Annotated in this window: 27 protein-coding genes and 1 pseudogene; 23 read left to right on the top strand and 5 right to left on the bottom strand. The window is 64.1% G+C overall.

Annotated features, from left to right (window positions below):
- The first annotated feature begins 49 nt into the window (after nucleotides 1-49).
- The 6 genes from rho to JGR78_RS13280 are packed head-to-tail and all read left to right on the top strand — an operon-like array spanning nucleotide 50 to nucleotide 6,672.
- Complete coding sequence (gene rho, locus JGR78_RS13305; RefSeq protein ID WP_182792682.1) at nucleotides 50-1,321, top strand: transcription termination factor Rho; 1,272 nt, start codon at nucleotides 50-52, stop codon at nucleotides 1,319-1,321.
- A gap of 7 nt (nucleotides 1,322-1,328) precedes the next feature.
- Complete coding sequence (mnmE, locus tag JGR78_RS13300; RefSeq protein ID WP_182804121.1) at nucleotides 1,329-2,579, top strand: tRNA uridine-5-carboxymethylaminomethyl(34) synthesis GTPase MnmE; 1,251 nt, start codon at nucleotides 1,329-1,331, stop codon at nucleotides 2,577-2,579.
- A 9-nt stretch (nucleotides 2,580-2,588) separates the two neighbouring features.
- Nucleotides 2,589-4,448 carry a tRNA uridine-5-carboxymethylaminomethyl(34) synthesis enzyme MnmG gene (gene mnmG / locus JGR78_RS13295; RefSeq protein WP_182804119.1) on the top strand — a complete coding sequence of 620 codons (1,860 nt, stop codon included), beginning with the start codon at nucleotides 2,589-2,591 and terminating at the stop codon, nucleotides 4,446-4,448.
- Nucleotides 4,445-5,023, top strand: a complete 579-nt coding sequence (rsmG, locus tag JGR78_RS13290; RefSeq protein WP_182792617.1) for a 16S rRNA (guanine(527)-N(7))-methyltransferase RsmG — start codon at nucleotides 4,445-4,447, stop codon at nucleotides 5,021-5,023. Before mnmG ends, rsmG begins: the two co-directional genes overlap by 4 nt.
- A complete protein-coding gene (locus JGR78_RS13285) occupies nucleotides 5,016-5,801 on the top strand; it encodes a ParA family protein (RefSeq protein WP_182792616.1) in 786 nt (261 codons plus the stop codon). The genes rsmG and JGR78_RS13285 overlap by 8 nt, the downstream gene beginning before the upstream one ends.
- A complete protein-coding gene (locus JGR78_RS13280; protein ID WP_182792615.1) occupies nucleotides 5,794-6,672 on the top strand; it encodes a ParB/RepB/Spo0J family partition protein in 879 nt (292 codons plus the stop codon). Before JGR78_RS13285 ends, JGR78_RS13280 begins: the two co-directional genes overlap by 8 nt.
- Before the next feature lie 3 nt (nucleotides 6,673-6,675).
- Here JGR78_RS13280 and hemW read toward each other — a convergent pair whose 3' ends face one another.
- Genes hemW through rph form a run of 3 tightly spaced genes read right to left on the bottom strand, consistent with a single transcriptional unit; the run spans nucleotide 6,676 to nucleotide 9,154 of the window.
- The gene (gene hemW, locus JGR78_RS13275; protein ID WP_182792614.1) at nucleotides 6,676-7,839 is read right to left on the bottom strand and encodes a radical SAM family heme chaperone HemW; all 1,164 of its coding nucleotides are present in this window, start codon (nucleotides 7,837-7,839) and stop codon (nucleotides 6,676-6,678) included.
- Nucleotides 7,836-8,444, bottom strand: coding sequence for an RdgB/HAM1 family non-canonical purine NTP pyrophosphatase (gene rdgB, locus JGR78_RS13270; RefSeq protein ID WP_182792613.1), 609 nt, complete (start codon nucleotides 8,442-8,444; stop codon nucleotides 7,836-7,838). The genes hemW and rdgB overlap by 4 nt, the downstream gene beginning before the upstream one ends.
- Nucleotides 8,441-9,154 carry a ribonuclease PH gene (gene rph, locus JGR78_RS13265; protein ID WP_182792612.1) on the bottom strand — a complete coding sequence of 238 codons (714 nt, stop codon included), beginning with the start codon at nucleotides 9,152-9,154 and terminating at the stop codon, nucleotides 8,441-8,443. The genes rdgB and rph overlap by 4 nt, the downstream gene beginning before the upstream one ends.
- Nucleotides 9,155-9,232: 78 nt before the next feature.
- Between rph and hrcA the strand changes: the two genes are divergently transcribed.
- The 11 genes and pseudogenes from hrcA to JGR78_RS13210 all read left to right on the top strand — a co-directional run bounded on the left by hrcA (nucleotide 9,233) and on the right by JGR78_RS13210 (nucleotide 19,329).
- The gene (hrcA, locus tag JGR78_RS13260) at nucleotides 9,233-10,288 is read left to right on the top strand and encodes a heat-inducible transcriptional repressor HrcA (protein WP_182792611.1); all 1,056 of its coding nucleotides are present in this window, start codon (nucleotides 9,233-9,235) and stop codon (nucleotides 10,286-10,288) included.
- 93 nt (nucleotides 10,289-10,381) lie between these two features.
- Nucleotides 10,382-10,858 carry a nucleotide exchange factor GrpE gene (locus JGR78_RS13255; protein ID WP_234450963.1) on the top strand — a complete coding sequence of 159 codons (477 nt, stop codon included), beginning with the start codon at nucleotides 10,382-10,384 and terminating at the stop codon, nucleotides 10,856-10,858.
- 83 nt (nucleotides 10,859-10,941) lie between these two features.
- Nucleotides 10,942-11,535 carry an S-(hydroxymethyl)glutathione synthase gene (gene gfa / locus JGR78_RS13250; protein ID WP_182792609.1) on the top strand — a complete coding sequence of 198 codons (594 nt, stop codon included), beginning with the start codon at nucleotides 10,942-10,944 and terminating at the stop codon, nucleotides 11,533-11,535.
- 95 nt (nucleotides 11,536-11,630) lie between these two features.
- Nucleotides 11,631-12,758: an S-(hydroxymethyl)glutathione dehydrogenase/class III alcohol dehydrogenase gene (locus JGR78_RS13245; RefSeq protein WP_182792608.1), complete on the top strand. Its 1,128-nt coding sequence runs from the start codon at nucleotides 11,631-11,633 to the stop codon at nucleotides 12,756-12,758.
- 79 nt (nucleotides 12,759-12,837) lie between these two features.
- Nucleotides 12,838-13,485 carry an ATP-dependent Clp protease proteolytic subunit gene (locus tag JGR78_RS13240; protein WP_182792607.1) on the top strand — a complete coding sequence of 216 codons (648 nt, stop codon included), beginning with the start codon at nucleotides 12,838-12,840 and terminating at the stop codon, nucleotides 13,483-13,485.
- Entirely contained in the window at nucleotides 13,482-14,003 is a 522-nt protein-coding gene (locus tag JGR78_RS13235; protein WP_182792606.1) for a GNAT family N-acetyltransferase, read from the top strand. The genes JGR78_RS13240 and JGR78_RS13235 overlap by 4 nt, the downstream gene beginning before the upstream one ends.
- Entirely contained in the window at nucleotides 14,000-14,833 is an 834-nt protein-coding gene (fghA, locus tag JGR78_RS13230; RefSeq protein WP_182792605.1) for an S-formylglutathione hydrolase, read from the top strand. Before JGR78_RS13235 ends, fghA begins: the two co-directional genes overlap by 4 nt.
- A 171-nt stretch (nucleotides 14,834-15,004) precedes the next feature.
- A pseudogene (locus tag JGR78_RS13225) lies at nucleotides 15,005-16,801 on the top strand (methanol/ethanol family PQQ-dependent dehydrogenase); the annotation flags it as partial.
- Between the two features lie 466 nt (nucleotides 16,802-17,267).
- On the top strand, nucleotides 17,268-17,984 hold the full coding sequence (locus JGR78_RS13220) for a c-type cytochrome, methanol metabolism-related (protein WP_182804117.1): 717 nt from the start codon (nucleotides 17,268-17,270) through the stop codon (nucleotides 17,982-17,984).
- Complete coding sequence (locus JGR78_RS13215; RefSeq protein WP_182804115.1) at nucleotides 17,984-18,805, top strand: substrate-binding domain-containing protein; 822 nt, start codon at nucleotides 17,984-17,986, stop codon at nucleotides 18,803-18,805. Before JGR78_RS13220 ends, JGR78_RS13215 begins: the two co-directional genes overlap by 1 nt.
- Nucleotides 18,802-19,329, top strand: a complete 528-nt coding sequence (locus tag JGR78_RS13210; protein WP_182804113.1) for a rhodanese-like domain-containing protein — start codon at nucleotides 18,802-18,804, stop codon at nucleotides 19,327-19,329. Before JGR78_RS13215 ends, JGR78_RS13210 begins: the two co-directional genes overlap by 4 nt.
- Here JGR78_RS13210 and JGR78_RS13205 read toward each other — a convergent pair.
- Nucleotides 19,326-20,258, bottom strand: a complete 933-nt coding sequence (locus tag JGR78_RS13205; RefSeq protein ID WP_182804110.1) for a YncE family protein — start codon at nucleotides 20,256-20,258, stop codon at nucleotides 19,326-19,328. The genes JGR78_RS13210 and JGR78_RS13205 overlap by 4 nt on opposite strands.
- Complete coding sequence (locus JGR78_RS13200; RefSeq protein WP_182804108.1) at nucleotides 20,255-20,800, bottom strand: SRPBCC family protein; 546 nt, start codon at nucleotides 20,798-20,800, stop codon at nucleotides 20,255-20,257. The genes JGR78_RS13205 and JGR78_RS13200 overlap by 4 nt, the downstream gene beginning before the upstream one ends.
- 251 nt (nucleotides 20,801-21,051) lie before the next feature.
- On the opposite strand from JGR78_RS13200, the gene JGR78_RS13195 reads away from it, so the two are divergent.
- The 6 genes from JGR78_RS13195 to JGR78_RS13170 are packed head-to-tail and all read left to right on the top strand — an operon-like array spanning nucleotide 21,052 to nucleotide 25,915.
- Nucleotides 21,052-22,200, top strand: coding sequence for an ABC transporter substrate-binding protein (locus JGR78_RS13195; RefSeq protein ID WP_182804177.1), 1,149 nt, complete (start codon nucleotides 21,052-21,054; stop codon nucleotides 22,198-22,200).
- A 6-nt stretch (nucleotides 22,201-22,206) separates the two neighbouring features.
- Nucleotides 22,207-23,169: a YVTN family beta-propeller repeat protein gene (locus JGR78_RS13190; RefSeq protein ID WP_182792599.1), complete on the top strand. Its 963-nt coding sequence runs from the start codon at nucleotides 22,207-22,209 to the stop codon at nucleotides 23,167-23,169.
- Between the two features lie 21 nt (nucleotides 23,170-23,190).
- A complete protein-coding gene (locus tag JGR78_RS13185; protein ID WP_182804106.1) occupies nucleotides 23,191-23,748 on the top strand; it encodes a hypothetical protein in 558 nt (185 codons plus the stop codon).
- 30 nt (nucleotides 23,749-23,778) lie between these two features.
- Complete coding sequence (locus tag JGR78_RS13180) at nucleotides 23,779-24,540, top strand: ABC transporter ATP-binding protein (RefSeq protein WP_370576443.1); 762 nt, start codon at nucleotides 23,779-23,781, stop codon at nucleotides 24,538-24,540.
- Entirely contained in the window at nucleotides 24,537-25,334 is a 798-nt protein-coding gene (locus tag JGR78_RS13175; RefSeq protein ID WP_182804104.1) for an ABC transporter permease, read from the top strand. Before JGR78_RS13180 ends, JGR78_RS13175 begins: the two co-directional genes overlap by 4 nt.
- Entirely contained in the window at nucleotides 25,331-25,915 is a 585-nt protein-coding gene (locus JGR78_RS13170) for a hypothetical protein (RefSeq protein ID WP_370576442.1), read from the top strand. Before JGR78_RS13175 ends, JGR78_RS13170 begins: the two co-directional genes overlap by 4 nt.
- Nucleotides 25,916-25,959 lie beyond the last annotated feature (44 nt).

The raw sequence follows: 25,959 nt of genomic DNA, 5'->3' as shown, positions 1-25,959 counted from the left end.
GAGCATGCCGCAGCGCCCGGCCCGGGCCGATCCGGCGCATGGTGACATGATGACCGAAGAACGCCTCAACCTCGCCGACCTGAAGGCCAAGAGCCCCGCCGACCTGCTGTCCATCGCCGAGGAATGGGAGATCGAGAACGCTTCCACCATGCGGAAGGGCGAGATGATGTTCTCGCTGCTGAAGGAGCATGCTGAGGAAGGCTTCGAGATCGGCGGAGATGGCGTGCTGGAGGTCGTGCAGGACGGCTTTGGCTTCCTGCGCTCGCCCGAGGCGAACTACCTGCCCGGTCCCGACGACATCTATGTCAGCCCCGACATGATCCGCCTGCACAGTCTGCGAACGGGCGACACCGTCGAGGGGGTGATCCGCGCTCCGGGTGAAAACGAGCGATATTTCGCGCTGACCAAGGCCGAAAAGATCAACTTCGAGAATCCCGAGAAGGCGCGGCACAAGGTTGCCTTCGACAACCTGACCCCGCTCTATCCGAACGAACGGCTGCGGATGGAGTTGGAGGACCCGACGGCCAAGGACCGCTCGGCCCGGATCATCGACCTGGTGGCGCCGATCGGGAAAGGACAGCGGTCGCTGATCGTTGCCCCTCCTCGTACCGGCAAGACGGTGCTTCTGCAGAATATTGCCCATTCGATCGAGAAAAATCATCCTGAATGCTATCTCATCGTGCTGCTGATCGATGAGCGGCCCGAGGAGGTGACGGACATGCAGCGCTCTGTGAAGGGTGAGGTGGTTTCATCGACCTTCGACGAGCCGGCAACGCGGCACGTTGCTGTCAGCGAGATGGTGATCGAAAAGGCAAAGCGGCTGGTCGAGCACAAGCGGGATGTGGTGATTCTGCTGGATTCGATCACGCGCTTGGGGCGGGCGTTCAACACGGTCGTGCCCTCCTCGGGCAAGGTGCTGACGGGAGGTGTCGATGCAAATGCGTTGCAGCGGCCCAAGAGGTTCTTCGGCGCCGCGCGGAACATCGAGGAAGGTGGTTCACTAACGATTATCGCAACAGCGCTGATCGATACCGGCAGCCGCATGGACGAAGTGATCTTCGAGGAATTCAAGGGCACCGGCAACAGCGAGATCGTCTTGGACCGGAAGGTTGCCGACAAGCGGGTATTCCCTGCCATGGACATCCTCAAGTCGGGAACCCGCAAGGAAGAGCTGCTTGTCGATCAGAAGGATCTGCAGAAGACCTATCTGCTGCGGCGCATCCTGAACCCGATGGGCACAACGGATGCGATCGAGTTCCTGATCTCGAAGCTGAAGCAGACCAAGACCAACGCCGATTTCTTCGAATCGATGAACGCCTGAGAATGGCATGTCCACGATCTACGCCGAAGCGACGCCTCCTGGCCGAGGCGGAATCTCTGTTGTCCGCCTGAGCGGACCCGAGGCGCGTCTGATTGGCGAGGCCCTTGCCGGACCGCTGCCCGAGGCTCGCAGGGCCGAGTTGAGATCTCTGCGGGATGGCGAGTTGATCGACCGGGGCCTGGTCATTCGTTTCGACCAGGGATCGAGCTTCACTGGCGATGAGGTTGTCGAGTTCCAGATTCATGGCGCCCCCGTCGTGGTGCGTCGGCTTGAAGCGGCATTGCGGCGGCATGGCGCCCGGATGGCGGAACCCGGAGAGTTCACCCGCCGAGGGCTGATGAGCGGCGCGATCGCCTTGAGCGAGGTCGAAGCCCTGTCCGATCTTCTGTCCGCTGAAAGCGAGGCTCAGCGTCAGCAGGCGATGCGGGTCATGTCGGGCGAGCTTGTCCGATGGACCGAGAGCCTGCGCGAACGTCTTGTCCGAGCAGGAGCGTTGATCGAGGTTTCAGTGGATTTCGCCGATGAAGAAGTCCCTGAAGACGTTCCAGCAGAGGTGTTTGATCTGCTGAAAGGTGTCCGTGGCGATATTCTAGCGGCACTTGCCGGCTATCCCGCAGCTGAGCGGATACGGACAGGTTTTGAGGTGGCGATCGTCGGTCCTCCGAATGCGGGCAAGTCATCCTTGCTGAACCGGATTGCAAGACGGGAATTGGCACTGGTCAGCGATGTTGCCGGAACGACCCGCGATGTGATCGAGCTTCATACCGATCTTGGGGGGTTGGCGGTCACGTTCCTGGACACGGCGGGGCTTCGAAAGACGCAGGATCAGGTCGAATTCCTGGGAGTCAAGCGGGCGCTGGATCGGGCGCGTAATGCAGACCTGAGAATACACCTGTCTGAAGATGGACAACCCGTCCAGGATCTTCTGCAGCGTGATGACTTGGTTCTTCGTACCAAGGCCGATCTGGGAGGGAATGGGATCTCGGCTGTTTCCGGTACGGGCATTCCCAAGATGTTGGAACAGGTCAAGGATCGGCTGAGTCAACGCGTGGCCGGGGCTGGCGTCATCACGCGGCGACGGCAGGCGGAGTGTCTGGAGACTGCAGCAGAAGCGCTTGACATGGGGCCTGATCTGCCTCCCGAGCTGCTTGCAGAAATTGTGCGGCATACGTCACAGCGGCTGACCGAGGTTGTTGGTCGCATCGCAGTGGATGATTATCTTGACGAGATCTTCTCACGCTTCTGCATAGGGAAGTAGGTGCTTCACGTGAAACATTTTGATGTTGTTGTGATTGGGGCAGGTCATGCGGGGCTTGAAGCTGCAGCTGCCGCGGCCCGCTTGGGCGTGTCAGTGGGCCTTGTGACGATGCGTCCCGAGGACGTGGGGACCATGTCGTGCAATCCGGCGATCGGTGGTCTCGGGAAAGGGCATCTTGTCCGGGAAATCGATGCACTGGATGGGTTGATGGGTCGTGTCGCAGATGCTGCAGGGATCCAGTTCCGTCTTCTCAACCGGCGCAAGGGGCCTGCGGTTCAGGGGCCACGGGTCCAAGCTGACCGCGTATTGTACCGGACAGCTGCCGCCGCAGAACTTGCCAAAGTTTTAGGGCTTGAGCTTGTAATTGGCGAAGTGTCGTCCCTTACCATTGAGAACATGCGGATTAAGGGTATAATCCTGGCCACAGGCGACGAAATCAAATGCGCTACAGTGGTCGTGGCCGCAGGCACCTTCTTGAATGGGGTGATCCATATCGGGGATGTCACTCGACCGTCTGGCCGGTGGGGGAATGATCGTTCTGCAGGCTTGGCGGCAGCCTTGCTTGAACTGGAACTTCCACTCGGGCGCTTGAAAACCGGAACACCTCCAAGGTTGTTGCGCAGTTCCGTAGATTGGGACAGCCTGCAGCAGCAGCCGGGAGACCGTCATCCAGTCATGATGTCTTTCATGACTGTTGCACCGGAAGCACCTCAAGTTGCATGTGCGATCACCCACACGAACGAAAGAACCCATAAGATCATTCGCGAAAATCTGCATCAATCAGCGATGTATGGTGGCCAGATCGACAGCAAGGGCCCACGCTATTGTCCGTCTGTGGAAGACAAAGTGGTGCGGTTCTCTGAAAAGACCAGCCACCAGATCTTTCTTGAGCCTGAAGGTCATGACAGCGAACTGGTCTATCCCAACGGGCTTTCAACCTCTCTGCCAGAGATAGTTCAACTGGAATATGTAAGATCGATTCGGGGCCTCGAAGCCGCCGAGATTGTTCAACCAGGCTATGCGATAGAATACGACTACATCGATCCCCGGGCCTTGCACCCGACGTTGGAGTTGAAGTCGGTCAGTGGCATTTATCTTGCCGGTCAGATCAATGGAACCACAGGCTATGAAGAAGCGGCAGCCCAAGGGTTGGTAGCTGGTCTCAATGCGGCACTCTCCGCTCAAAGCAGACCACCTGCTGTGTTCAGCAGGACGGAAAGCTATATCGGGGTGATGATCGACGATCTACTAACGCGTGGCGTGACGGAACCTTATCGGATGTTCACGTCGCGGGCAGAGTTCCGTCTTTCCCTTCGAATCGACAACGCGGATCGACGTCTGACTCCGAAAGGGATTGAATGGGGTCTTGTGGGGGAAGAACGTGCAACAAGATTCCAAGAAAAGCTGAAACGCTTCAAGAACGTTCAAAGGTCCTGTCAGGCTATCAGCTTTACACCACAGGAACTCGGAAGGCGTGACATCATTGTTCGGCAAGACGGAAACCGTCGGACGGTCTTCAGTCTCTTGGGCCAGAGTGACGTAGATTTTTCCAAAATCGTACCTTTGTTGCCGACCGACATCGCTGGTGACAGGGAAGCTTTAGATCTTGTCTGCAACGAAGCGATGTATGTGCAGTTCACAGAGCGGCAGCAGCGTGATGCGGCCGACATTCGCCGATATGAAAGCCTCCTCATTCCCGCCGAACTCAACTTCGATGAAGTGGCAGGATTGTCCAAGGAATTGCGCATGAAACTGGCCGGTCATCGACCCGCAAACATCGCTCAAGCCGCTATAGTTGAAGGTATGACTGCGGCAGCGCTGAGCCTTCTGATCGCCCTTCTACGTACGCGATCGGGAACTGCGGCATGAATGCTTCACGTGAAGCGAAGCTGGAGCAGTATGCAGCACTGATCAGAAGATGGAACCCAAACATCAATCTCGTGGCACGGTCTTCCGTCGATGATCTTGAAACGCGCCACATCCAGGACAGTCTTCAACTGAACGATCTCGCACCGTCCACTCAAGGCTCATGGCTGGATATCGGCAGCGGCGGGGGATTGCCGGGCCTGATATTGGCCATTTGCCGCCCTCAGAACCCTTTCCGGCTTGTGGACTCGGATAACCGCAAGGTTGCTTTTCTGCAGACCGTTATCCGCGAGTTATCGCTTTCGAATTGCACGGCCGAGGCAGCGCGCATTGAAAACCTAGCTCCCGCGCAGGCTCTCATCGTTAGCGCGCGTGCGCTTGCACCTCTCAACCGCCTCATGCCATATCTCGACAGGCATCTGGCGCCAGAAGGAACCGCTTGGCTCATGAAGGGTCGCAGTTGGCAAACCGAACTTGATCCCGCGCGAAACTCTTGGCGCTTCGAGTTGCAGGTCCATCCAAGCAATACAGAGGACGGCGCGGCCATCCTGCAGATCTGGAATGTTCAGCATGTTTGACCGCACCATCATCGCCATCACCAACCAGAAGGGCGGAGTCGGAAAGACGACCACAGCCATCAACCTTGGCGCTGCTCTGGCTGAAATCGGCGTGGATGTCACCATCATCGACCTTGATCCCCAAGGAAATGCCTCCACCGGCTTGGGTGTTGATCCCGACAAACGTGAGACCACCAGCTACGATCTGCTGACCGGAGAGGTCGAGTGGATGAACGCACGTCATCCGACCGGCTTGTCGAACCTGACCATCGTTCCGGCCACGCCCGACCTTGCATCGGCCGAACTTGACATTGCCTCGCGGGCGCGCCGGACGCATCTTCTTGCCGATGCGTTGCAGCAGGCGACCGGCACCGTGCTGATCGACTGTCCCCCGGCCCTTGGCCTGCTTACCCTTAACGCGATGGTTGCTGCGGACAGCGTGATCGTGCCTCTTCAAGCTGAGTTCTATGCCTTGGAAGGACTTTCGCAACTTCTACTGACAATTCGGGAAGTCAGAAGCTCTGCCAATCCACACCTGCGGATCGAGGGTGTTCTTCTGACCATGGCGGATTCACGGAACAACCTGTCGCAGCATGTCGAGGCAGATGCCCGCAAGACATTGGGTTCGCTTGTTTTCAGAACAGTGGTGCCCAGGAACGTCCGGGTTTCAGAGTCACCATCTCATGCTCTGCCAGTGATTCACTATGACCCATCTTCCAAGGGCAGCGCTGCTTATCGCGCCTTGGCAAATGAACTGATCGACCGGAATCGGGATCAGGGAAAGGCAGCACATGGCTGATCCAAAACCCCGTAAGGGAGGCCTTGGACGAGGCCTGTCCGCGCTCATGGCCGATGTCGAACTGTCGCCGGGAACCCAGTCGCGCAGCACCCTGAATGTTCCTGTCGAACAGCTCATCCCGAACCCGGACCAGCCACGCCGTCAGTTTGACCCCGAAGCACTGGCTGAACTCGCGGCCTCCCTGCGCAATCGCGGCGTGCTGCAGCCTCTGATCGTCCGTCCTCACCCGAGTGAACCGGATCTCTACCAGATCGTTGCCGGAGAACGCCGGTGGCGTGCGGCCCAGATTGCCCAGTTGCATGAACTTCCGGTTCTTGTCCGTGAGCTGGATGATACGGAAGTCCTGGAAGTGGCCCTTATCGAAAACATTCAGCGTGCCAACCTCAATCCGATCGAAGAGGCGGCTTCCTTCCGCCAACTCATGGATCGGTTTGGCCATACTCAGGAAAGGCTCGCGGAAGCCTTGGACAAGAGCCGCAGCCATATCTCCAACCTGCTGCGGCTGCTGAATCTGCCCGATCAGGTTCAAGGCTTTGTGCGGGATGGAAAAATCAGCGCAGGCCATGCGCGGGCGCTTATCACCGCGCCAGATCCCATCGCCATGGCGCGAAAGGTGATCGACCGCAACCTTTCCGTGCGAGAGACAGAGGCCCTCGCCCGCCAAGTGGCGGAACGTCCCGCACCTGTTCCGAAGCAGGAGAAAGACAACAAGGATTCGGATACCCGTGCCTTGGAAGCAGATCTCTCGGCCCATCTCAAGATGCGCGTCCGGATCGACCATGCCGGTCAAGACGGTGGACGGGTGACGGTGACATACCACGATCTGGAACAGTTGGATCGTCTGTGCCAACTCTTGGGCGCTGGTGCCTGATACTCAGGCGAGTGCCCGCAGGATCGCATTCAATACCGGGCGACCTTTTGTTGTCACCTGCAATCGACCGGGTGCCAGGTCGATCAATTCCAGTTCGACCAGTTCTGCGATGACATTGTCTGAAAGGGGTTTTCCAGCAAGACGCGCATAGCGGACCAGATCCAGACCTTCCGCCAGTCGCATCGACATCAGCAAGTATTCCGTTGCCTGTTCGTTCCGCGGCACTGGCACGCGTGGAACTTCTCCGGCACCTTTGCGGACAGCTTCAAGCCAAGCGCCGGGCGCGCGGGGGGCCTCGGTCGCCCAACGACAGCCATTCAACGTCAGCCGTCCATGCGCCCCGGGTCCGATACCGGCCCAATCGCCCTGCCGCCAGTAAACCAGATTGTGCCGGCTCTCGGCCCCTTCCTGCGCATGGTTCGACACTTCATAGGCCGGAAACCCGTTGGACAGGCAGATTTCCTGTGTATCCAGATACATATCTGCTGCGAGGTCATCATCGGGAAGCCCCTTCAAGCCACCCGCCGCCGCGCGGGCACCAAAGGCAGTACCGTCCTCGATCGTCAGTTGATAAAGCGACAGATGATCCACCGCCATCTCCAGCGCTTCTCGCAACTCGGCCCTCCATGCTGCCCGGGTCTGAGCCTGCCGCGCATAGATCAGGTCGAAACTCACCCGAGGGAAGCAGGCCCGTGCAACCTCGAAGGCGGCGCGTGCTTCGGAAACACTGTGCAATCGCCCAAGCCGCCGCAGGTCGGCGTCATTCAACGCCTGCAGGCCCATGGACAGGCGATTGACGCCAGCCTCTGCATAGCCCTGAAAGCGGCCGCGTTCGACACTGCCCGGATTGGCCTCAAGGGTGATCTCGATGTCATTGGCAAAACCCCAGCCCGCCCGAGCTGCATCGATCACAGCGCCGACCACCTCCGGCTGCATCAGCGACGGCGTGCCTCCGCCAAAGAAGATGCTGCGGAGAACGCGGCCCTTTGTTTCCTCCGCAACCCGGGCGATTTCCAAGCGGTAGGCTTCCAGCCACCTGCGCTGGTCAATCACCGCCGCAACATGACTGTTGAAATCGCAGTAAGGGCATTTGGACGCGCAGAAGGGCCAGTGGACATAAAGCCCGAAGCCGCCATTCAGCCAATCCTGCTCTGCAGACTCGTTCACGCCTCCAGCATCGCCTTGAGCTTGCGGAATGCTACCGCCCGGTGGCTGATCGCATTCTTCTCGTCTGCCGTCATCTCGGCATAGGTCCTATCGTGACCCTCTGGCACGAATATCGGGTCATAGCCATGCCCCAACTGCCCGCGCGGCGGCCAGACCAAGCGCCCCGGCGCAATGCCCTCGAACACCTCCTCATGCCCATCCGGCCACAGCATCAGCAATGTCGCCCGGAACTGGGCGGTCCGGGGCTCCGGCACGCCGCGAGCCTCAAGCTCGTTCCATGTCCGCTGCATGGCCTGCATGAAATCGCGCCCGTTCGGTGTTGCTGCCCAGTCGGCGGTATGCACCCCCGGCGCGCCGTCAAGCCCGTCCACGGTGATCCCGCTGTCATCGGCCAGCACCGGCAGCCCGGTGGCAGACATTGCCGCCCGCGCCTTGATGCGCGCATTCCCGACAAAGTTCGTTTCCGTTTCCTCAGGTTCATCCAGGCCCATACCGGAGGCCCCAACAACCTCGATCCCCTGCGGCGCGAAAAGCGCCCGCATCTCCTCCAGCTTGCCGGGGTTATGGGTCGCGACCAGCAGCTTCCTTTCCAGAAACCGTCTCACGATACGGCCGCCTTCTGCGCCGCGACCAGTTCGGCCACCCCCTTCTCGGACAGATCGAGCAGCGTGATCATCTGATCGCGGGAAAAGGCCGAGCCTTCCGCCGACATCTGCACCTCGATCAGGCGCATTCCTCCGGTCAGCACGAAGTTCCCGTCCGTGCCGGCCTCGCTGTCTTCCGCATAATCCAGGTCCAGTACCGGCTGGCCTGCATAGATGCCGCAGCTCACCCCCGCGACATGGTCCAGGATGGGGTCGCTGGCAATCAGCTTCGCATCCAGCAGCCGGTTCACCGCCAGCCGCAACGCCACCCAGCCGCCGGTGATAGCCGCGCAGCGGGTTCCGCCGTCGGCCTGGATCACGTCGCAGTCGATCACGATCTGCCGCTCTCCCAGGGCAAGCCGGTCCACCCCGGCCCGCAACGCCCGCCCGATCAGGCGCTGGATTTCCTGCGTGCGGCCGGATTGCTTTCCTGCCGCAGCCTCACGGCGATTGCGGCTGTGGGTCGCCCGCGGCAGCATCCCGTATTCCGCCGTCACCCAGCCCTGACCGGTTCCGCGCAGGAATGCCGGCGGCTTTTCCTCGATCGAGGCCGAGCACAGCACATGCGTGCCCCCCATGCGGATCAGGCAGGACCCCTCGGCATGGGTCATCACCCCGGTTTCGATTGAAATCGGGCGCAGTTCCGCTAACTTCCGGCCAGAGGGTCGCATAAGTGATCCTTTCCGGCCCTCGGGCCATCTTTTTGACTGCCGCAAACTAAAGGCTCCGTCCCGGTCCCTGCAACCCGAATGCCCCAGCCTCCCGATCTCTTCGCCGATCTGAACGACCGCTCGCGCGAGGTTTTCCGCAGGGTGGTCGAAGCCTATCTTGAAACCGGAGAGCCGGTAGGATCGCGCACGCTGACCCGCGGGATGCCGGTTTCCGCCGCCACGATCCGCAACGTCATGCAGGATCTGGAATACATGGGCCTGCTGGAAAGCCCCCATGTCTCGGCCGGCCGCTTCCCCACCCAGCGTGGCCTGCGCCTTTTCGTCGACGGCCTCATGGAGGTTGGCCCTATCGGTCCCGAGGACCGTTCCCGCATTGCCGAGATCATGGGCGACGTCCCCTCCGAGACCGGGGCGATGCTCGACCGCGTCTCCACGGCGCTGTCCACCATCACCCGGGGCGCGTCCGTCGTGCTGATGCCGAAGCAGGAGGAAGCGGCCCTCAAGCATATCGAGTTCGTCAGCATCGGACCGGACCGTGCCCTGGTGATCCTCGTCTTCGCAGATGGACGGGTGGAAAACAGGCTGTTCACCCCCCCGCAGGGGCAGACGCCCAGTTCGCTGCGCGAGGCGGGAAACTTCCTTTCGGCCCGGGGCGAGGGGCATACGCTGGCCGAGTTGCGCCGGGACATGGCCCTGCATCTTTCCCGCGCCCGTCAGGAACTCGACACCCTGGCAGCCCAGCTTGTCGAGACCGGGCTGGCCTCTTGGGATGCCGATGCGCCGGACCCGAGGCTGATCGTCCGGGGCCGCGCCAACCTGCTGGATCACGAGGCGGCCGACCTTGACCGCATCCGCAGCCTTTTCGACGACCTGGAACGCAAGCGCGACATCGCCCGTTTCCTTGAACTGGCGGAAGAGGGGCAGGGCGTGCGGATCTTCATCGGCTCTGAAAACGAGCTTTTCTCACTTTCGGGTTCCTCTCTCGTCGTTTCGTCCTATATGAACGCTGACCGCAAGATCGTGGGCGCGGTGGGCGTGATCGGGCCGACGCGCCTGAATTACGGCCGGATCGTCCCGATCGTCGATTACACGGCCCAGCTTGTCGGCAAGGTCCTGTCCGACCGCAAAGGATGAGAAATGAACGATACGCAGAATCCCAATGATCTGTCGGAATTGCCGCTGGAAGACCTGTCGCAGGACGGCGATCTGTCCCTTGATGAACCCGTCATGGACGGCGAAGACCCGCGCATCGCAGCCTTGACGTCCGAGCGAGACGAGCTGCGCGATCGTTTCATGCGCGCCCTTGCCGATGCCGAGAATGCCCGCAAGCGCGCCGAAAAGGACCGCCGAGAGGCCGAGAACTACGGCGGCTCCAGGCTCGCGCGCGACCTTCTTCCGGTTTACGACGCGCTGACCCGCGCCATCGATGCGGCCGACCGCAGCGTCGCGCCCGAACTTGTCGAAGGCGTCGAACTGACCCTGCGCGAATTGCAGAACGTCTTTTCCCGCCACGGCATCCAGATCATCGCCCCGGTCATCGGCGACCGCTTCGACCCGCTTCTGCACGAGGCGATGTTCGAGGCGCCCGTTTCCGGCACAAAGGCGGGGGACATCATCCAGGTCATGGTCAACGGCTTCATGCTGCATGATCGCCTGTTGCGGGCGGCCCAAGTCGGCGTCTCGTCGCAGCCTGCTGTCAACTGAGACCGGCAGCAGTTACAACCTTCGGCGGACTTGATCGCGGGGGCCGAGCCCGTCACCTTCTTCAAAGGTCAAGGAGGACGGCCATGGCAGACACCTCGGGAATCAGGATCCACCCCGCTGTCGATGACGGCATCAAGGCTTCGCATCAGGACTTCGCGGGGGACGAGCTTACCTGCAGATGCAGCTCGAACCCCGTCCGCGTCCGCGTGGGCGGGCAGACGGCGCATAACCATGTCTGCGGCTGCACCAAGTGCTGGAAGCCCGAGGGTGCGCTTTTCAGCATGGTCGCCGTAGTGGGACGCGACGCCATCGAAGTCGTCGAGAACGGCGACAAGCTGCAGATCGTCAACAAGGAAGCTCCGATCCAGCGCTATGCCTGCCGCGACTGCGGCACTCACCTGTATGGCCGCATCGAGAACACCGAGCATCCCTTCTACGGGCTCGACTTCGTGCATACCGAGCTGTCGGACAAGGAGGGCTGGGCCGCGCCGGAATTCGCGGCTTTCGTGTCCTCGATCATCGAAGCCGGTGTGAACCCCGAGCGGATGCCGGCGGTCCGTGCCCGGCTGCGGGAACTCGGCCTTGAACCCTATGACGCGCTGTCGCCGCCGCTGATGGATGCGATCGCGACGCATGTCGCAAAGAAATCTGGCAAGTTCAACACGTTGAACGTGTGAGATCTGCCGCCTGATCCAAGCCCCCGAAGGGCCGGCCTTTGCCGGCCCTTTCGGCATGACACCCGGCCTGACGGCCGGAACCCAAGGAGAGATTGATGAGAACTCGTGCCGCCGTCGCGCTGGAAGCCGGCAAACCGCTGGAAATCATGGAAGTGAACCTTGAAGGCCCGAAAGCCGGCGAGGTTCTGGTCGAGATCAAGGCCACCGGCATCTGCCACACCGACGAATTCACCCGCTCGGGCGACGACCCCGAAGGCATCTTCCCCGCCATCCTCGGCCATGAGGGCGCGGGCGTGGTGGTCGAGGTCGGCGCCGGCGTCACCTCGGTCAAGCCGGGCGACCATGTGATCCCGCTTTATACCCCCGAATGCCGCCAGTGCGCCTCCTGCCTGTCGGGCAAGACCAACCTCTGCACGGCGATCCGGGCGACCCAGGGCCAAGGCCTGATGCCCGACGGCACCTCGCGCTTCTCGATGCTGGATGGCACGCCGATCCACCATTACATGGGCTGCTCGACCTTCTCGAACCACACCGTGCTGCCGGAAATCGCAGTGGCGAAGGTCCGCGAGGACGCGCCCTTCGACAAGATCTGCTACATCGGCTGCGGCGTGACGACCGGGATCGGCGCGGTCATCAACACCGCCAAGGTGGAAATCGGCGCCAAGGCCGTGGTCTTCGGCCTTGGCGGGATCGGCCTGAACGTGATCCAGGGCCTGCGTCTTGCCGGCGCCGACATGATCATCGGCGTGGACCTGAACAACGACAAGAAGCCGATGGCCGAGAAGTTCGGCATGACCCATTTCATCAACCCGAAAGAGGTCGAGAACGTCGTCCAGGAAATCGTCAACATGACGAAGACGCCTTTCGACCAGATCGGCGGCGCCGACTACACCTTCGACTGCACCGGCAACGTCAACGTCATGCGCCAGGCGCTGGAATCGGCCCATCGCGGTTGGGGCCAGTCCATCGTCATCGGGGTGGCGCCTGCGGGGGCCGAGATCTCGACCCGCCCCTTCCAGCTTGTTACCGGGCGCGTCTGGAAAGGCTCGGCCTTTGGCGGCGCGCGCGGGCGCACGGACGTGCCGAGGATCGTGGACTGGTACATGGACGGCAAGATCGAGATCGATCCCATGATCACCCACACCCTGAAGCTTGAAGACATCAACAAGGGCTTCGACCTGATGCACGCCGGTGAATCCATCCGGTCGGTCGTCATTTACTGATCCTTCAGGGATGCTTAGGTAAGACTGCGGCGGGGCCCGGACCGGGCGTCCCGCCGCAATGCCGAAAAAGGATGATCCCATGCTGCGCCCCTTCCCGCCCCACCGCCTTGATGATGACGACGACGAGGAAGAGGATGAGCCCCGCGAGGACCGCCAGAAGGGCGAGGATCTGGGCCTTCCGCAAAGCCCCTCGATCGACAAGCTCTACTTCCAGTCCCGCACGGTGATCGTCGCGGGCACGATCAACGACAAGCTGGCGCAGCGCACCGTCTCGCATCTGCTGGCCCTGGCAGAGGACAGCGACAAGCCGATCAACGTGCTGATCTCGTCGCCCGGCGGCCATGTCGAATCGGGTGACATGATCCATGACGTGATCAAGTTCATCCGCCCGACCGTGCGCACCATCGGCTCGGGCTGGGTCGCGTCGGCCGGCGCGCTGATCTTTGTCGGCGCGGAACGGGAAAACCGCTACTGCCTGCCCAACACGCGCTTCCTGATCCATCAGCCCTCGGGCGGGATCGGCGGCACCTCGACGGACATGATGATCCAAGCCGAACAGGTCCGCCTGATGCGCGACCGCCTGAACCAGATCTTCGCCGACGCCACCGGCCAGCCGGTCGAGCGGATCGAGAAGGACACCCAGCGCGACTTCTGGCTGAACACGCAGGAGGCGCTGGACTACGGCCTGCTGGGCAAGGTTATCCGCAGCATGGACGACCTGAAATGACCCCTGACCGGGCGGATATCCGTATCCGCCCTGCCACTCCCGCCGACCACGACGCGATCTGGGCAATCCTCGAGCCCGTCTACCGTGCGGGCGAGACCTACTGCGTCCCGCATGACATCTCGCGCGAGGATGCGCTGGCCGACTGGTTCGCTGCCCCCTTCACCGTCTTCGTCGCGGAAGACCAAAACCGTATCCTGGGCACCAGCCACGTCGGCCGCAACCGCCCCGGCGGCGCTTCCCATGTCGCCAATGCCAGTTTTGCCACCGCACCCGAGGCCCGCAGCCGCGGCGTGGCGACAGCGCTGGTTTCCCATGCCAAGGACTGGGCGCGGGCGCAGGGCTTCCGCGCGATGCAGTTCAACTTCGTTGTCGCCACCAACGCCGATGCCGTCCATTCGTGGCAGAAGGCCGGGTTTGCCATTGCCGGCCGGTTGCCCCAAGCCTTTCTTCATCCCGCCCAAGGCTATGTCGATGCCTTGGTGATGTATCACGACCTGACCGAAGGAGCCGAGACGTGACCCTAGAAACCCTGTCCGAGAACCGCAGCTTTGGCGGCACCCAGGGCGTCTATCGCCACAAGTCGCAGGCGACCGGCACCGACATGACCTTTGCCGTCTACCTGCCACCTGCCGCCGATTATGGGCCGGTCCCGGTGCTGTGGTATCTCTCGGGCCTGACCTGCACGCATGAGAACGCCATGACCAAGGCCGGCGCCCAGCAGGCGGCGGCCGAGGCAGGGATCGGGCTGGTCTTCCCTGACACCTCGCCCCGCGGCGAGGGCGTCGCCAATGACGAGGCCTATGACCTCGGCCAAGGCGCGGGCTTCTATGTCAATGCCACGCAGGACCCTTGGAAGCCGCATTTCCGCATGTGGGACTATATCGTGGACGAACTGCCGGGCATCGTCTTCGACAACTTCGCGCTGGACCGCGAGGCGCAAGGCATCACCGGCCATTCGATGGGCGGCCATGGCGCGCTGACCATCGCCATGACCCATCCCGACCGCTACCGCAGCCTTTCGGCCTTTGCGCCCATCGTCAACCCGACCGAATCGGACTGGGGCCGCAAGCAGTTCACCGCCTATTTGGGGGAGGATCGCGAAAGCTGGAAGCCGCATGATTCGACCCTGCTGATGGTCGAAAAGGGCTACCCGGGCGAGATCCTGATCGACCAGGGGGCAAACGACCAGTTCCTCGACCTGCTCAAGCCCGAAACGCTGGCCCAGGCGATGGCCGCACGCCGCCAGCCGGGCTGGCACCGGATGCAGCCGGGCTATGATCACAGCTACTGGTTCGTCCAGACCTTCATGGCCGACCATGTCCTGTGGCACGCCGAGCGGATGGGTTGATTTTCCCCGATCTCACCGGCGGGATGCCGAACTTTCCCGCCGGCCTGCCTAAATCACTAAGACTTTCCGGCTAGCCTTGTTCTAAGCCGTTGACGTATCGGATTTGGGCGGGAACTCTCTCTCAAGCCCGCGCCGCTTTCGAACGGCGCTGGCACAAAGGGGAGGGAGACGATGAAACTCACGCTGACCGGCGCCGGCATGGCGCTTCTGCTGTCCAGTTCGGCCATCCTGGCCAATGACAGCGTCCAACAGGCCATTGCCGATCCCGGCCAATACGCGATCCAGACTCTCGACTACGCGAACACCCGCTATTCGCCGCTGGATCAGATCAACCGGGACAACGTCGGCGACCTGCGCGTCGCCTGGACCTTCTCGACCGGGGTGCTGCGCGGGCACGAGGGCGCGCCGCTGGTGATCGACGGCATCATGTATGTGCACACGCCCTTCCCGAACAACGTCTTCGCGCTGGACCTGAACGAAGACGGCAAGATTCTGTGGCGCTATGAACCGCAGCAGGACCCCGAGGTGATCGCGGTCATGTGCTGCGACACGGTGAACCGGGGCCTCGCCTATGCCGACGGGATGATCCTGCTGTCGCAGGCCGATACCACCGTCGTCGCGCTGGACGCCAAGACAGGCGAACAGAAATGGGCTACCAAGATCGGCGACCCGGCCATCGGCGAGACGCTGACCGCGACCGTGATGCCGGTCAAGGATAAGGTCATGGTCGGCATCTCGGGCGGCGAATACGGCGTGCGCGGGCGGCTGACGGCGCTGAACCTGGCCGATGGCACCGAGGCATGGAAGGCCTGGTCCATGGGCCCGGACGAGGAAATGCTGGTTGATCCGCAGAATACCATGCACCTTGGCAAGCCGATCGGAGAGAACAGCTCGCTCAACAGCTGGGAAGGCGACCAGTGGAAGATCGGCGGCGGCCCGATCTGGGGCTGGATGTCGTATGACCCGGAACTGGACCTGATCTACTACGGCACCGGCAACCCCTCGACCTGGAACCCGTCGCAGCGCCCGGGCGACAACCGCTGGTCGATGACGATCATGGCCCGCGATCCCGACGACGGGATGGCCAAGTGGTTCTACCAGATGACGCCCCATGACGAATGGGACTATGACGGCGTCAACGAGATGATCCTGACCGACCAGGACTTCAACGGCACCCAGCGCAAGCTGCTGACCCACTTCGACCGCAACGGCTTCGGCTACACGATGGACCGCGAGACGGGCGAGCTGCTGGTGGCCGAAAAGTTCGACCCCGCCGTCAACTGGGCAACCCATGTCGAGATGGACCCCAACAGCGACCAGTACGGTCGCCCGCAGGTGGTCGCGGAATACTCGACCGCCCAGAACGGCGAGGACGAGAACACCACCGGCGTCTGCCCCGCCGCCCTTGGCACCAAGGACCAGCAGCCGGCCGCCTTCTCGCCCAAGACCAACCTGTTCTATGTCCCGACGAACCACGTCTGCATGGACTACGAACCCTTCCGCGTGGCCTACACGGCGGGCCAGCCCTATGTCGGCGCCACCCTGTCGATGTATCCCGCGCCGAACAGCCATGGCGGGATGGGCAACTTCATCGCCTGGGACAACGTCGCGGGCGAGATCAAATGGTCGCTGCCGGAACGTTTCTCGGTCTGGTCGGGCGCGCTGGCGACCGCCGGTGACGTGGTCTTCTATGGCACGCTGGAAGGTTACCTGAAGGCGGTGGACGCGGAAACCGGGGAAGAGCTTTACCGCTTCAAGACGCCGTCCGGGATCATCGGCAACGTCATGACCTACACCCATGACGACAAGCAGTATATCGGGGTTCTGTCGGGCGTGGGCGGCTGGGCCGGGATCGGCCTTGCGGCTGGCCTGACCAACCCGAACGAGGGTCTGGGCGCAGTCGGCGGCTATGCTGCGCTGTCGGACTTCACCGAGCTTGGCGGCCAGTTGACCGTGTTCGAGCTGCCGGGCGACACCCGCACGGCGCAGGCGACCAACACCGGGACGGCAACGGATGCCGGTTCGGACAGCGCCGCCGACCCGGCGGCCGTGGTGCCCGCGCCCTCTGATCCCTCGGCCCCCGCCGAAGGCGAGGGCGCCGGCAAGTCCACCGCCACCGGCGGTGTGCCGATGGAACCCGCGGCTGACGCGGCTGCGGCTGGAACCGACGCCACCACGCCGGGCGCTGATCCTTCCGCTCCGGCGGAAGGCTTGGGCGCAGGCAAGTCGACCGCCACCGGCGGGGTTCCGATGGAGCCCGCGGCCGATGCCGCCGCCACGGGACAGGCCGGCACCACCGCACCTGCAACGTCGAACTGAGAACAAGCGCGGGACCGTCGCACAAGACAAAAGTGTGACTATGCGAACGCCGCCCCGAGGATAACCTCGGGGCGGTCTCACCCGTCAGGGTGAGCAACCTGGGAGAGAGAACCGAATGATCGCAAAGACCATGCGCGCCGCGGCCGTTGGTCTCGTCTGCGCTTCTGCCGCCATCGCGCAGACCGCCGAGACCCCGCCTGCCGCCAATCCTGCCGCCGACGCAGCCCCCTTGGCAGCGACCGAACCGAACCGCGGCGCCTCGACGCCGATCCCCGAGGGCGCGACCTCGGTCGAGATGAAGGCCAATGCCGCCGGGTCCGCCGTCGCGACCGGAGAAGGAGAAGTTACCGCCGGCCAGACCATCGGCGTTGTCAAGCCGACGGTGCCGGGGCTGGACCTGACCGCCGATCACATGGAAAACGGTCGTTGGTACAATGTCGAAGGCATCCCGGTCCCCAATATCGAGAACGGCGTCGTCGATTATGCGACCTTCTCGGGGTATCGTCGCTATCACGCTGAATGCCACGTCTGCCACGGCCCGGATGGCGAGGGTTCGACCTATGCCCCGGCCCTGAAGGATTCAGTCATCCACCGGATCGACTACTACCAGTATCAGGAGGCCGTGGCCTCGGGCATCTACAACGTGAACAACGCGGCCAACCAGGTGATGCCGGCTTTCGGCACCAACCGGAACGTCTGGTGCTATGTGGATGACATCTACGTCTATCTGATCGCCCGCGGCACCGAGGCGATTCCCCGTGGCCGCCCCGCCAATCGCGCCGACAAGTCCGACGAGTTCGCCGCGCAGGAAGCTTCCTGCATGGACGGCTGATGATGCGCCCGATCCGCATCCTGCGGCTGGCGGCGGCCCTGGCGGTTCTTGCCGGTGCCGCCGGGGCGCAGGTGGCCGACCTGCGTTCGACCACCGCGCTGCGCGTCTGCGCGGACCCGGCGGCGGTGCCGATGTCGGCGCAGGACGGCTCGGGGTTCGAGAACCGGATCGCCGGGCTGATCGCCGAACGGCTGGACCTGCCGGTCCAGTATTTCTGGTTCCCGCAGGGGATGGGCTTCATCCGCAAGACGCTGCTCGACGGCAACTGCGACGTGGTGATCGGCTTTGCCCAGGGCGACGAGCTGGTGCAGAACACGAACCACTACTACACCTCGGTCTATGGCATCGTGACCCGCAAGGATGGCGAACTGGCCGGGGTGGACCGCCTGAGCGACCCGGCGCTGAAGGGGCGTGACCTCGGCGTGGTCGCGGGCACGCCGCCCGCGTCCCACATGGCGCGGGCCGGGCTGGCCAAGGACATGCGGGGCTGGGACCTGTTCGTGGACCGGCGGATCGAGGATCCGGTCGGCGACATGCTCAAGGGCGTCCATGACGGCACGCTGGATGCCGCCGTGCTGTGGGGCCCGCTGGCCGGACCGCTGGTCAAGGCCGACCCGGACCTGCAGTTCACGCCGCTGCTGAAGGAGGAAGAGGCGCCGCGGCTCTTTTATCGCATCACCATGGGCGTCCGTCCCAGCGACCAGGAATGGAAGCGGGAATTGAACAGCCTGATCCGCCGCAACCAGGACGAGATCAACGCCATCCTGCATGAGGCCGGGGTGCCGCTGGTGGACGACTACGGCCAGCAATTGCTGCCATGAACCGGCTGGCGGCGGGGCTGGCGCTTGCGATGCTCGCCGGCCCCGCCATGTCCGCCCCGCCCGAGCCTGCGGGTTTCCATGGCGAGCCATACCGCTCGCCCGTGCCCGAGACGCTGGCGGGGGCAACCGTGCTGGACCTCGCGGGGCTGGAGGACTGGCGGGCGCAGGGGGCGGTGCTGATCGACGTGATGCCGCAGGTCCGCAAGCCCAAGAACCTGCCCGAAGGCACGCTGTGGCGGCAGCCCTCGCATTACACGATCCCTGGCGCGGTCTGGCTGCCGGATACCGGCTATGACCGGCTTGCGCCCCAGGTCGAAGCGACGTTCTTCGCGGCGCTCGACCGGCTGACCCGGGGCGACCGGGCGGCACCGCTGGTCTTCTTCTGCAAGGCCGATTGCTGGATGAGTTGGAATGCTACCAAACGCGCCGTCCTGCGCGGCCATGCCCGCGTCGGCTGGTTTCCCGAGGGCACCGACGCCTGGCTGGCCGAGGGCGAGGATCTCGTCCCCGCCACCTCTCCCTAGCGGTCGGGGCCGACGAACAGCCCGAAGGATCGCGGGCCCGAGGGCACGTCGATGATCCGCTCGATGGCCAGTGTCGCGCCGTCGATGATCGACAGCTCGTCGCTGTCCCAGCTTGCGACCGCAAGGCGGCGGCCATCCGACAGCGCCGCGATCCCTTCCGGGTAATCCCCGATTCCGATGCTGCCGAGCGTCTCCAGCGAGACCGGGTCGAACACTGTCACCGTTCCTGCGTATTGATCGGTGACGAAGCCCCTGCCTGCCGCGAAAGCCATGCCATAGGGGTGATCGCCCGTGGCCACGCTGCCGACCCGCGCGCCTGTCGCCGCATCCAGCACCGTCACGCTGCGGGATTGCACATCGGTCGTCCAGAAGCGCCCCTCATGGAAGGCCACGGCATAGGGATGGCTGCCGGTGCCGGCCTTCCACAGCGCCTGCCCTGTCGCCGCATCGAAGCCCGACACCCGGTCATCGTCGCGATCCGCCACCGCCACGATCCGGCCATCATCCGACAAGGCCACGCCCGCCGGGGCCTTGCCCGTGGGCGCGGACCAGATCTCGCGCTGGCCCGAGGGGTCGAGCCGCCTCAGCCGCGCCCCATACCAGTCCACAACGAACAGATCGCCATCGGGCGCAAAGGCCAGCCCGAAGGCGCCTTCGCCCAAGCCCACCTGCCCCAGAACCGCACCGCCCGTGTCCAGCAGCGTCAACTCGCCCGTTTCGGCTGCGATGACAGCCGCCCGTCCCCGCGCCGCATCATAGGCGACCGGGGCCGGCGCGTCCGGCACGGGAACCACCACTCGGACCGTGCCGGAATCCAGTTCGACGATCGCGACTTCATTCGCGCTCTGCGCCGTGACGAAGGCGATGTCCTCTGCAGCGGCACCCATCGCGGCCAGTATCAGCAGCCCGGCCGCAACGGCGCGGATCACTGCGCCCGGCTGTGCTTTTCTACCAGCGCGTCCAGCCCGGCACGGTAGATGCCGGTAACGGCCGCGACCGCCGCCTCGTCGTTCAGTTCGGGCGGCGGCTCGTTGTTGGGATAGCCGCGGTAGAAGCCGCCCTTCCAGACCACCTCGGCCTTGCCGCCCGCGTCCTTCACGCAAAGGGTCGAGGCATAGTTCGTCACCGGAAGAACCGTCACCTCCACTTGGGTGATCATATAGGCGTAGCAGCGCTTGTCCGGCTGCCACTTGGTCAGTCGCTCGGTGATCGTCGGATCACCCTCGGCGTTCAGGTGCAGCACGCGGGTCGAGCCGTCGGGCGTGGTGGCATCGGCCGAGGTCAGTTCGGTTCGCGCGATGGCCGGATGCCAGGACATGTCGTCGAAGCGGCCGATCTCGGCCCAGACCTCGTCGGGGGTGGCGTCCAGCGTTTCGGACAGTTCCAGCTTGAGGCGCACAGGCCCATGCGCCTGCGCCGCGCCGCAGGCGACCAGGGTCGCGGCGGCAGCCAGCGCGAGAACGGATTTCATGCAAGTCTCTCCTGATGGATCGTGCCGCGGGCATCTTGCAATGTCGAAATGCGCGCGGCCTGTGGCGCGCAGCTTAAGCACGTCGCGCCGCGCGTCCATCAGCCGAAGGTGGCAGGCAAGTTCGGCAAGCGGCGGGGGAAGGTTTGGCGGGTTGCATCGGCGGCTTCCCGCCTCAAGACTGCGGGCCGGAGGAGGAGTCCATGCGTTCACCCGTTTCCTTGGCGGCGCTGGCGCTGCTGGCGTTTTCGGCAATGCCGGCGCTGGCGCAAGCCCCGGCCCAAGCCGAGTCGCAACTGATCCGCGCGGCCGTGCTGCGCGTCGATACGCCCGACCTGCCGCCGATCTCGCGGTTGGAACTGCCGCCCGAGGACATCGGCTTCGCCGGCGCGCGCCTCGCGATCGAGGACAATGACACCACCGGCCGCTTCATGGGGCAGGATTTCGACGCGGTTGAGGTCGCCGCCACCCCCGAGACCGCCGGGGAGGAACTCGACCGGCTGCTGGGCGAGGGCATCCAGTTCGTCGTCCTGCTCGCCGACGACGAAACGACCGTGGCCCTTGCCGATCAGGCCGGCGACCGTGCGCTGGTCTTCAATGCCGCCGCCCGCGGCGACGCCCTGCGGGGCGAGCAGTGCCGCGCCAATCTCATCCACACCGCGCCCAGCCATGCGATGCTGGCCGACGGGCTTGCGCAGTTCCTGATGTGGAAGCGCTGGCCGCGCTGGTTCATTGTCCACGGCAGCCACCCCGAGGATCTGGCGCTGGCCGAGGCATACCGCCGCGCCGCCACCAAGTTCGGCGCGCAGATCGTCGAGGAACGCGAGTTCACCGATACCGGCGGGGCGCGCTCCACTGATTCGGGCCATGTGCAGGTGCAGGCGCAGCTTCCGGTCTTCACCCAGCGCGCGCCTGACCATGACATCATGATCACCGCCGACGAGAACGGCGTCTTCGCGGGCTACATGCCCTATCACACCTGGGACGCGCGACTGGTCGCGGGTTCGGCGGGCCTTGTTCCCCGAAGCTGGCATCCGGCGCTTGAGGCCTGGGGCGCGACCCAGTTCCAGAACCGCTTCGAACGCCTAGTGAACCGTCCCATGCGCGAGGAGGATTACCAGACCTGGATCGCACTGCGGATGGTGGGCGAGGCCGCGACCCGCACCCAGTCCGCCGACCCCGCTGCCCTGCGCGACTATATCCTGTCGCCCGATTTCCAGATCGCGGGCTTCAAGGGCCAGAAGCTGACGGTCCGCGACTGGGACCACCAGTTGCGCCAGCCGATCCTGCTGACGACGGGGCTGCTGACGGCCAGCGTCAGCCCGCAGGACGAATACCTGCACCAGACCAGCCCGCTGGACACCCTGGGCATCGACCGCCCCGAAACCGCCTGCACCTTCTGAGGGACCATGAGACACGCACTCGCCATCCTGTTGCTGACGACGATCGCCACGCCCGCCTTGGCCAACAAGGTCTATGTCTCGAACGAAAAGGGCAACGACGTGACCGTCATCGACGGCGACACGCTGGAAGTTCTGGGCCATTACCCGGTCGGCAACCGCCCGCGCGGCATCACCATCAGCCCGGACGGGACAGAGCTTTACGTCTGCGCGTCCGACGACAACCTCGTGCGCGTCTTCGACCCCCAGACGATGGAGGAACTGCACACGCTGCCCTCGGGACCCGACCCGGAACTGTTCGTGCTGCACCCCTCGGGCAACCCGCTTTACATCGCCAACGAGGACGACAACCTCGTGACCGTGGTCGATACCCAGACCCACAGGGTTCTGGCCGAAATTCCCGTGGGGGTGGAACCCGAGGGCATGGGCGTCTCGCCCGATGGAAAGGTGGTCATCAACACGTCGGAAACGACGAACATGGCCCATTTCATCGACACCGACACCTACGAGATCACCGCCAACGTGCTGGTGGACAGCCGCCCGCGCTTTGCCCAGTTCTCGGACGACGGCTCGCGGCTGTATGTCAGTTCCGAAATCGGCGGCACGGTCAGCGTGATCGACCCGGCCACGCAGGAAATCACCAGGAAGATCAGCTTCGAGATCCCCGGCGTGTTGCCCGAAGCCATCCAGCCGGTCGGCGTGCGCGTCACCTCGGACGGCAAGAAGATCTTCGTGGCCCTCGGCCCGGCGAACCGGGTCGCGGTGGTCGATGGCGACAGCCTTGAGGTGACGGATTATATCCTCGTCGGCCAGCGGGTCTGGCAACTCGGCTTCACGCCGGACCAGAAACATCTCTACACGACCAACGGCAATTCCAACGACGTCACGGTGATCGACGTGGCGACGAATACCGCGATCAAGTCGATCCCCGTGGGCCAGCAGCCCTGGGGCGTTGTCGTCGCGCCGAACTGATCAATCACAGGGAGAAAAAACATGACCAGACTGCTGACCGTCGCCATGCTGGCGGCCCTGCTCGGCACGCCCGCGCTGAGCCAGACCGCCCCCGCCGAACCTGCCGCCGACGCGCCGCAGGTGGCGCAGGCCGCACCCGAGGCCGAGGGCGAGGATGACGACGACGAGGCAGAGGAAGCCGCTGCGCCCCTGACCCAGGTCCAGCACCACGATTACGGCCCCTCGGGGATCATGACGCGGTCGAACCGCGCCGATCTGGCGCCGCTGACGCTCGCCTCGGGGCAGCCGGTCGCGGGTGAGGAATATGCGCTGCAGTCGGGCGGCTTCTACCGCCTGCCCATCGTGGCTGATGGCAGCGCGGAACTGGCGCTCTCGGGCGGCGACTTCTTCCGTGCCATTTGGATCAACGAGGTCGTCATCAACGACATCGAGATCCGCCCCATGGGCGTCCACTCGATCGAGTTCGACGCCGCGGGCGAGGCGCTGATCAGCTTCATCGCCATCCAGCCCGGTCGCTACACGCTGTCGATCCCCGGCTCGTCGGGCGAAAGCCAGCAGGCGGTGTTCAACATCCGCTAGAGCCTTGACGGGAGGGCGGCGGTTGTCACGATGGCCGCCCGAGTTCTTCCGTCCCGGCCCATGACCACGCCTGCGCTTCACGTCCAGAATGTCAGCCACAGCTTCGGCCCCGTCCGGGCGCTGGATGACGTGTCGCTGGTGGTGCCGCGCGGGGGCTTCACCGCGCTTCTGGGCGTGAACGGGGCGGGCAAGTCCACGCTCTTCAACCTCGTGACGCGGCTTTACGCCAATCGCTCGGGCGTGATCGAGGTCGCAGGCCACGACCTGCGCCGCCAGCCGACCGAGGCGCTGCGGCGGCTGGGGGTCGTCTTCCAGTCCCGCGCGCTGGATGCCGACCTGACGGTCCAGCAGAACCTGATGTATCACGCGGCCCTGCACGGCATCAGCCGGGCAAGGGCGCGGCCACGCATCGCCGAGGTGCTGGCCCAAGTCGATCTGGCCGACCGCGAGGGCACCCGCGTCTCGGCCCTGTCCGGCGGACAGGTGCGCCGGGCCGAGATCGCCCGCGCCCTGATCCATGCCCCCGAGCTTCTGCTGCTGGACGAGGCGACCGTGGGCCTTGACGTCAAATCCCGCGCCGAGGTGCTGGCCCTGACCCGCCGCCTGATCGCGGATCAGCAGGTCTCGGCCCTCTGGGCGACCCATATCCTTGACGAGATCGAGCCTTCGGACGGTCTGGTGATCCTCCACCGCGGCCGCGTCCTGTTCACCGGCACCGCGGGCGAAGCCGCTGCCGCAGCGGAAGGCGATCTAACCCGCGCCTTCCTCCATCTGACCGGGGTGCCGGGATGAGTGGCTGGACCACGGCCTTCGGCGGCATCAGTCGGCGCGAGACGCTGCGCTTCGTCAACCAGCGCGGCCGCTTCCTTGCAGCACTCGTGCGGCCGCTGGTGTGGCTCTTCATCTTCGCGGCGGGCTTCCGGGCGGTCCTGGGCCTGTCGATCACGCCGCCCTATCAGACCTATGTGCTGTATGAGGTCTATGTCACCCCCGGCCTATGCGCGATGATCCAGTTGTTCAACGGGATGCAGTCCTCGCTGACGATGGTCTATGACCGCGAGACGGGCGCGATGCGGACACTGCTGGTCAGCCCCTTCCCGCGCTGGTTCCTGCTGGGATCGAAGCTGGTGGCGGGCGTGATCGTCTCGATCATCCAGGTTTACACATTTCTGCTGATCGCATGGCTGTGGGGCATCCACCCGCCGCTCTGGGGGCTTGTCGCCGTTCTGCCCGCGCTGGTCCTGTCGGGGCTGATGCTGGGGGCGATGGGGCTGTTTCTGTCATCCGCCATCAAGCAGCTGGAAAACTTCGCGGGCGTGATGAACTTCGTCATCTTCCCGATGTTCTTCGCCTCCTCGGCGCTTTACCCGCTATGGCGGATGCGGGAATCCTCGGTGCTGCTGTATGACATCTGCCGCTTCAACCCCTTCACCCATGCGGTGGAACTGATCCGCTTTGCCCTTTACCTCCAGGTCAACTGGCTGTCCCTTGGGGTGGTGCTGGGCTGCCTTGCGCTGTTCTTCGGCGGCGCGGTCATGATGTATGATCCGGGCCGCGGGATCGGCGTCCGGCGAAAGGGGGGATGATGCGCTTTCTCATGCTGTTGGCGGCGCTGGCGGCCGCGCCGGCCCATGCTTTCACGCCCACGCCCGACTGGCCCTGCGTGCAGGCGCGCCAGCCGCATCTGTCGCTGGGGCAGGTCTGGACCGGACCGCCACCGCATGAAGCTGCGCGTGAGACGCCCGAGATCGCCGCGCTGGCCGAAAGGCTGGCGCAGCGCCGGATGCCGGTCGAGGAAGCCACCGCCGCCATCGACGCCTTTGCGCAAGGCAAGGATGCCGAGACGCTCGCCATGCTGATGCAGGCGGTCTTCCAGCGCATCGACGCGCAGCGGTCGGCGATCATGGGGGGCATCTCGCGCTATGGCCACCGGCAGGTGGCGCTGGCCGAGCGGGTCGAGGCCCGGCGCACCCGCATGACGGAACTGCAGGCGGCCGAACCCCCAGATTTCGACGCCATCGACGCCGAGGAGGAGGCGCTTGACTGGGACATGCGCGTCTTCACCGACCGCCAGCAGAGCCTGACCTATGTCTGCGAGACCCCTGTGATCCTGGAACAGCGGCTGTTTGCGCTGGGACGGGCCATCGCGGCGCATCTTCCGCAATGAGCCGGTGACGCACGGAACCCGCGGTGATAGTCTGGGTTGAACCG

This window comes from Paracoccus sp. MC1862, from assembly GCF_016617715.1.
Lineage (GTDB): Bacteria > Pseudomonadota > Alphaproteobacteria > Rhodobacterales > Rhodobacteraceae > Paracoccus.
This window is presented reverse-complemented; position numbering and strand designations above follow the sequence as displayed.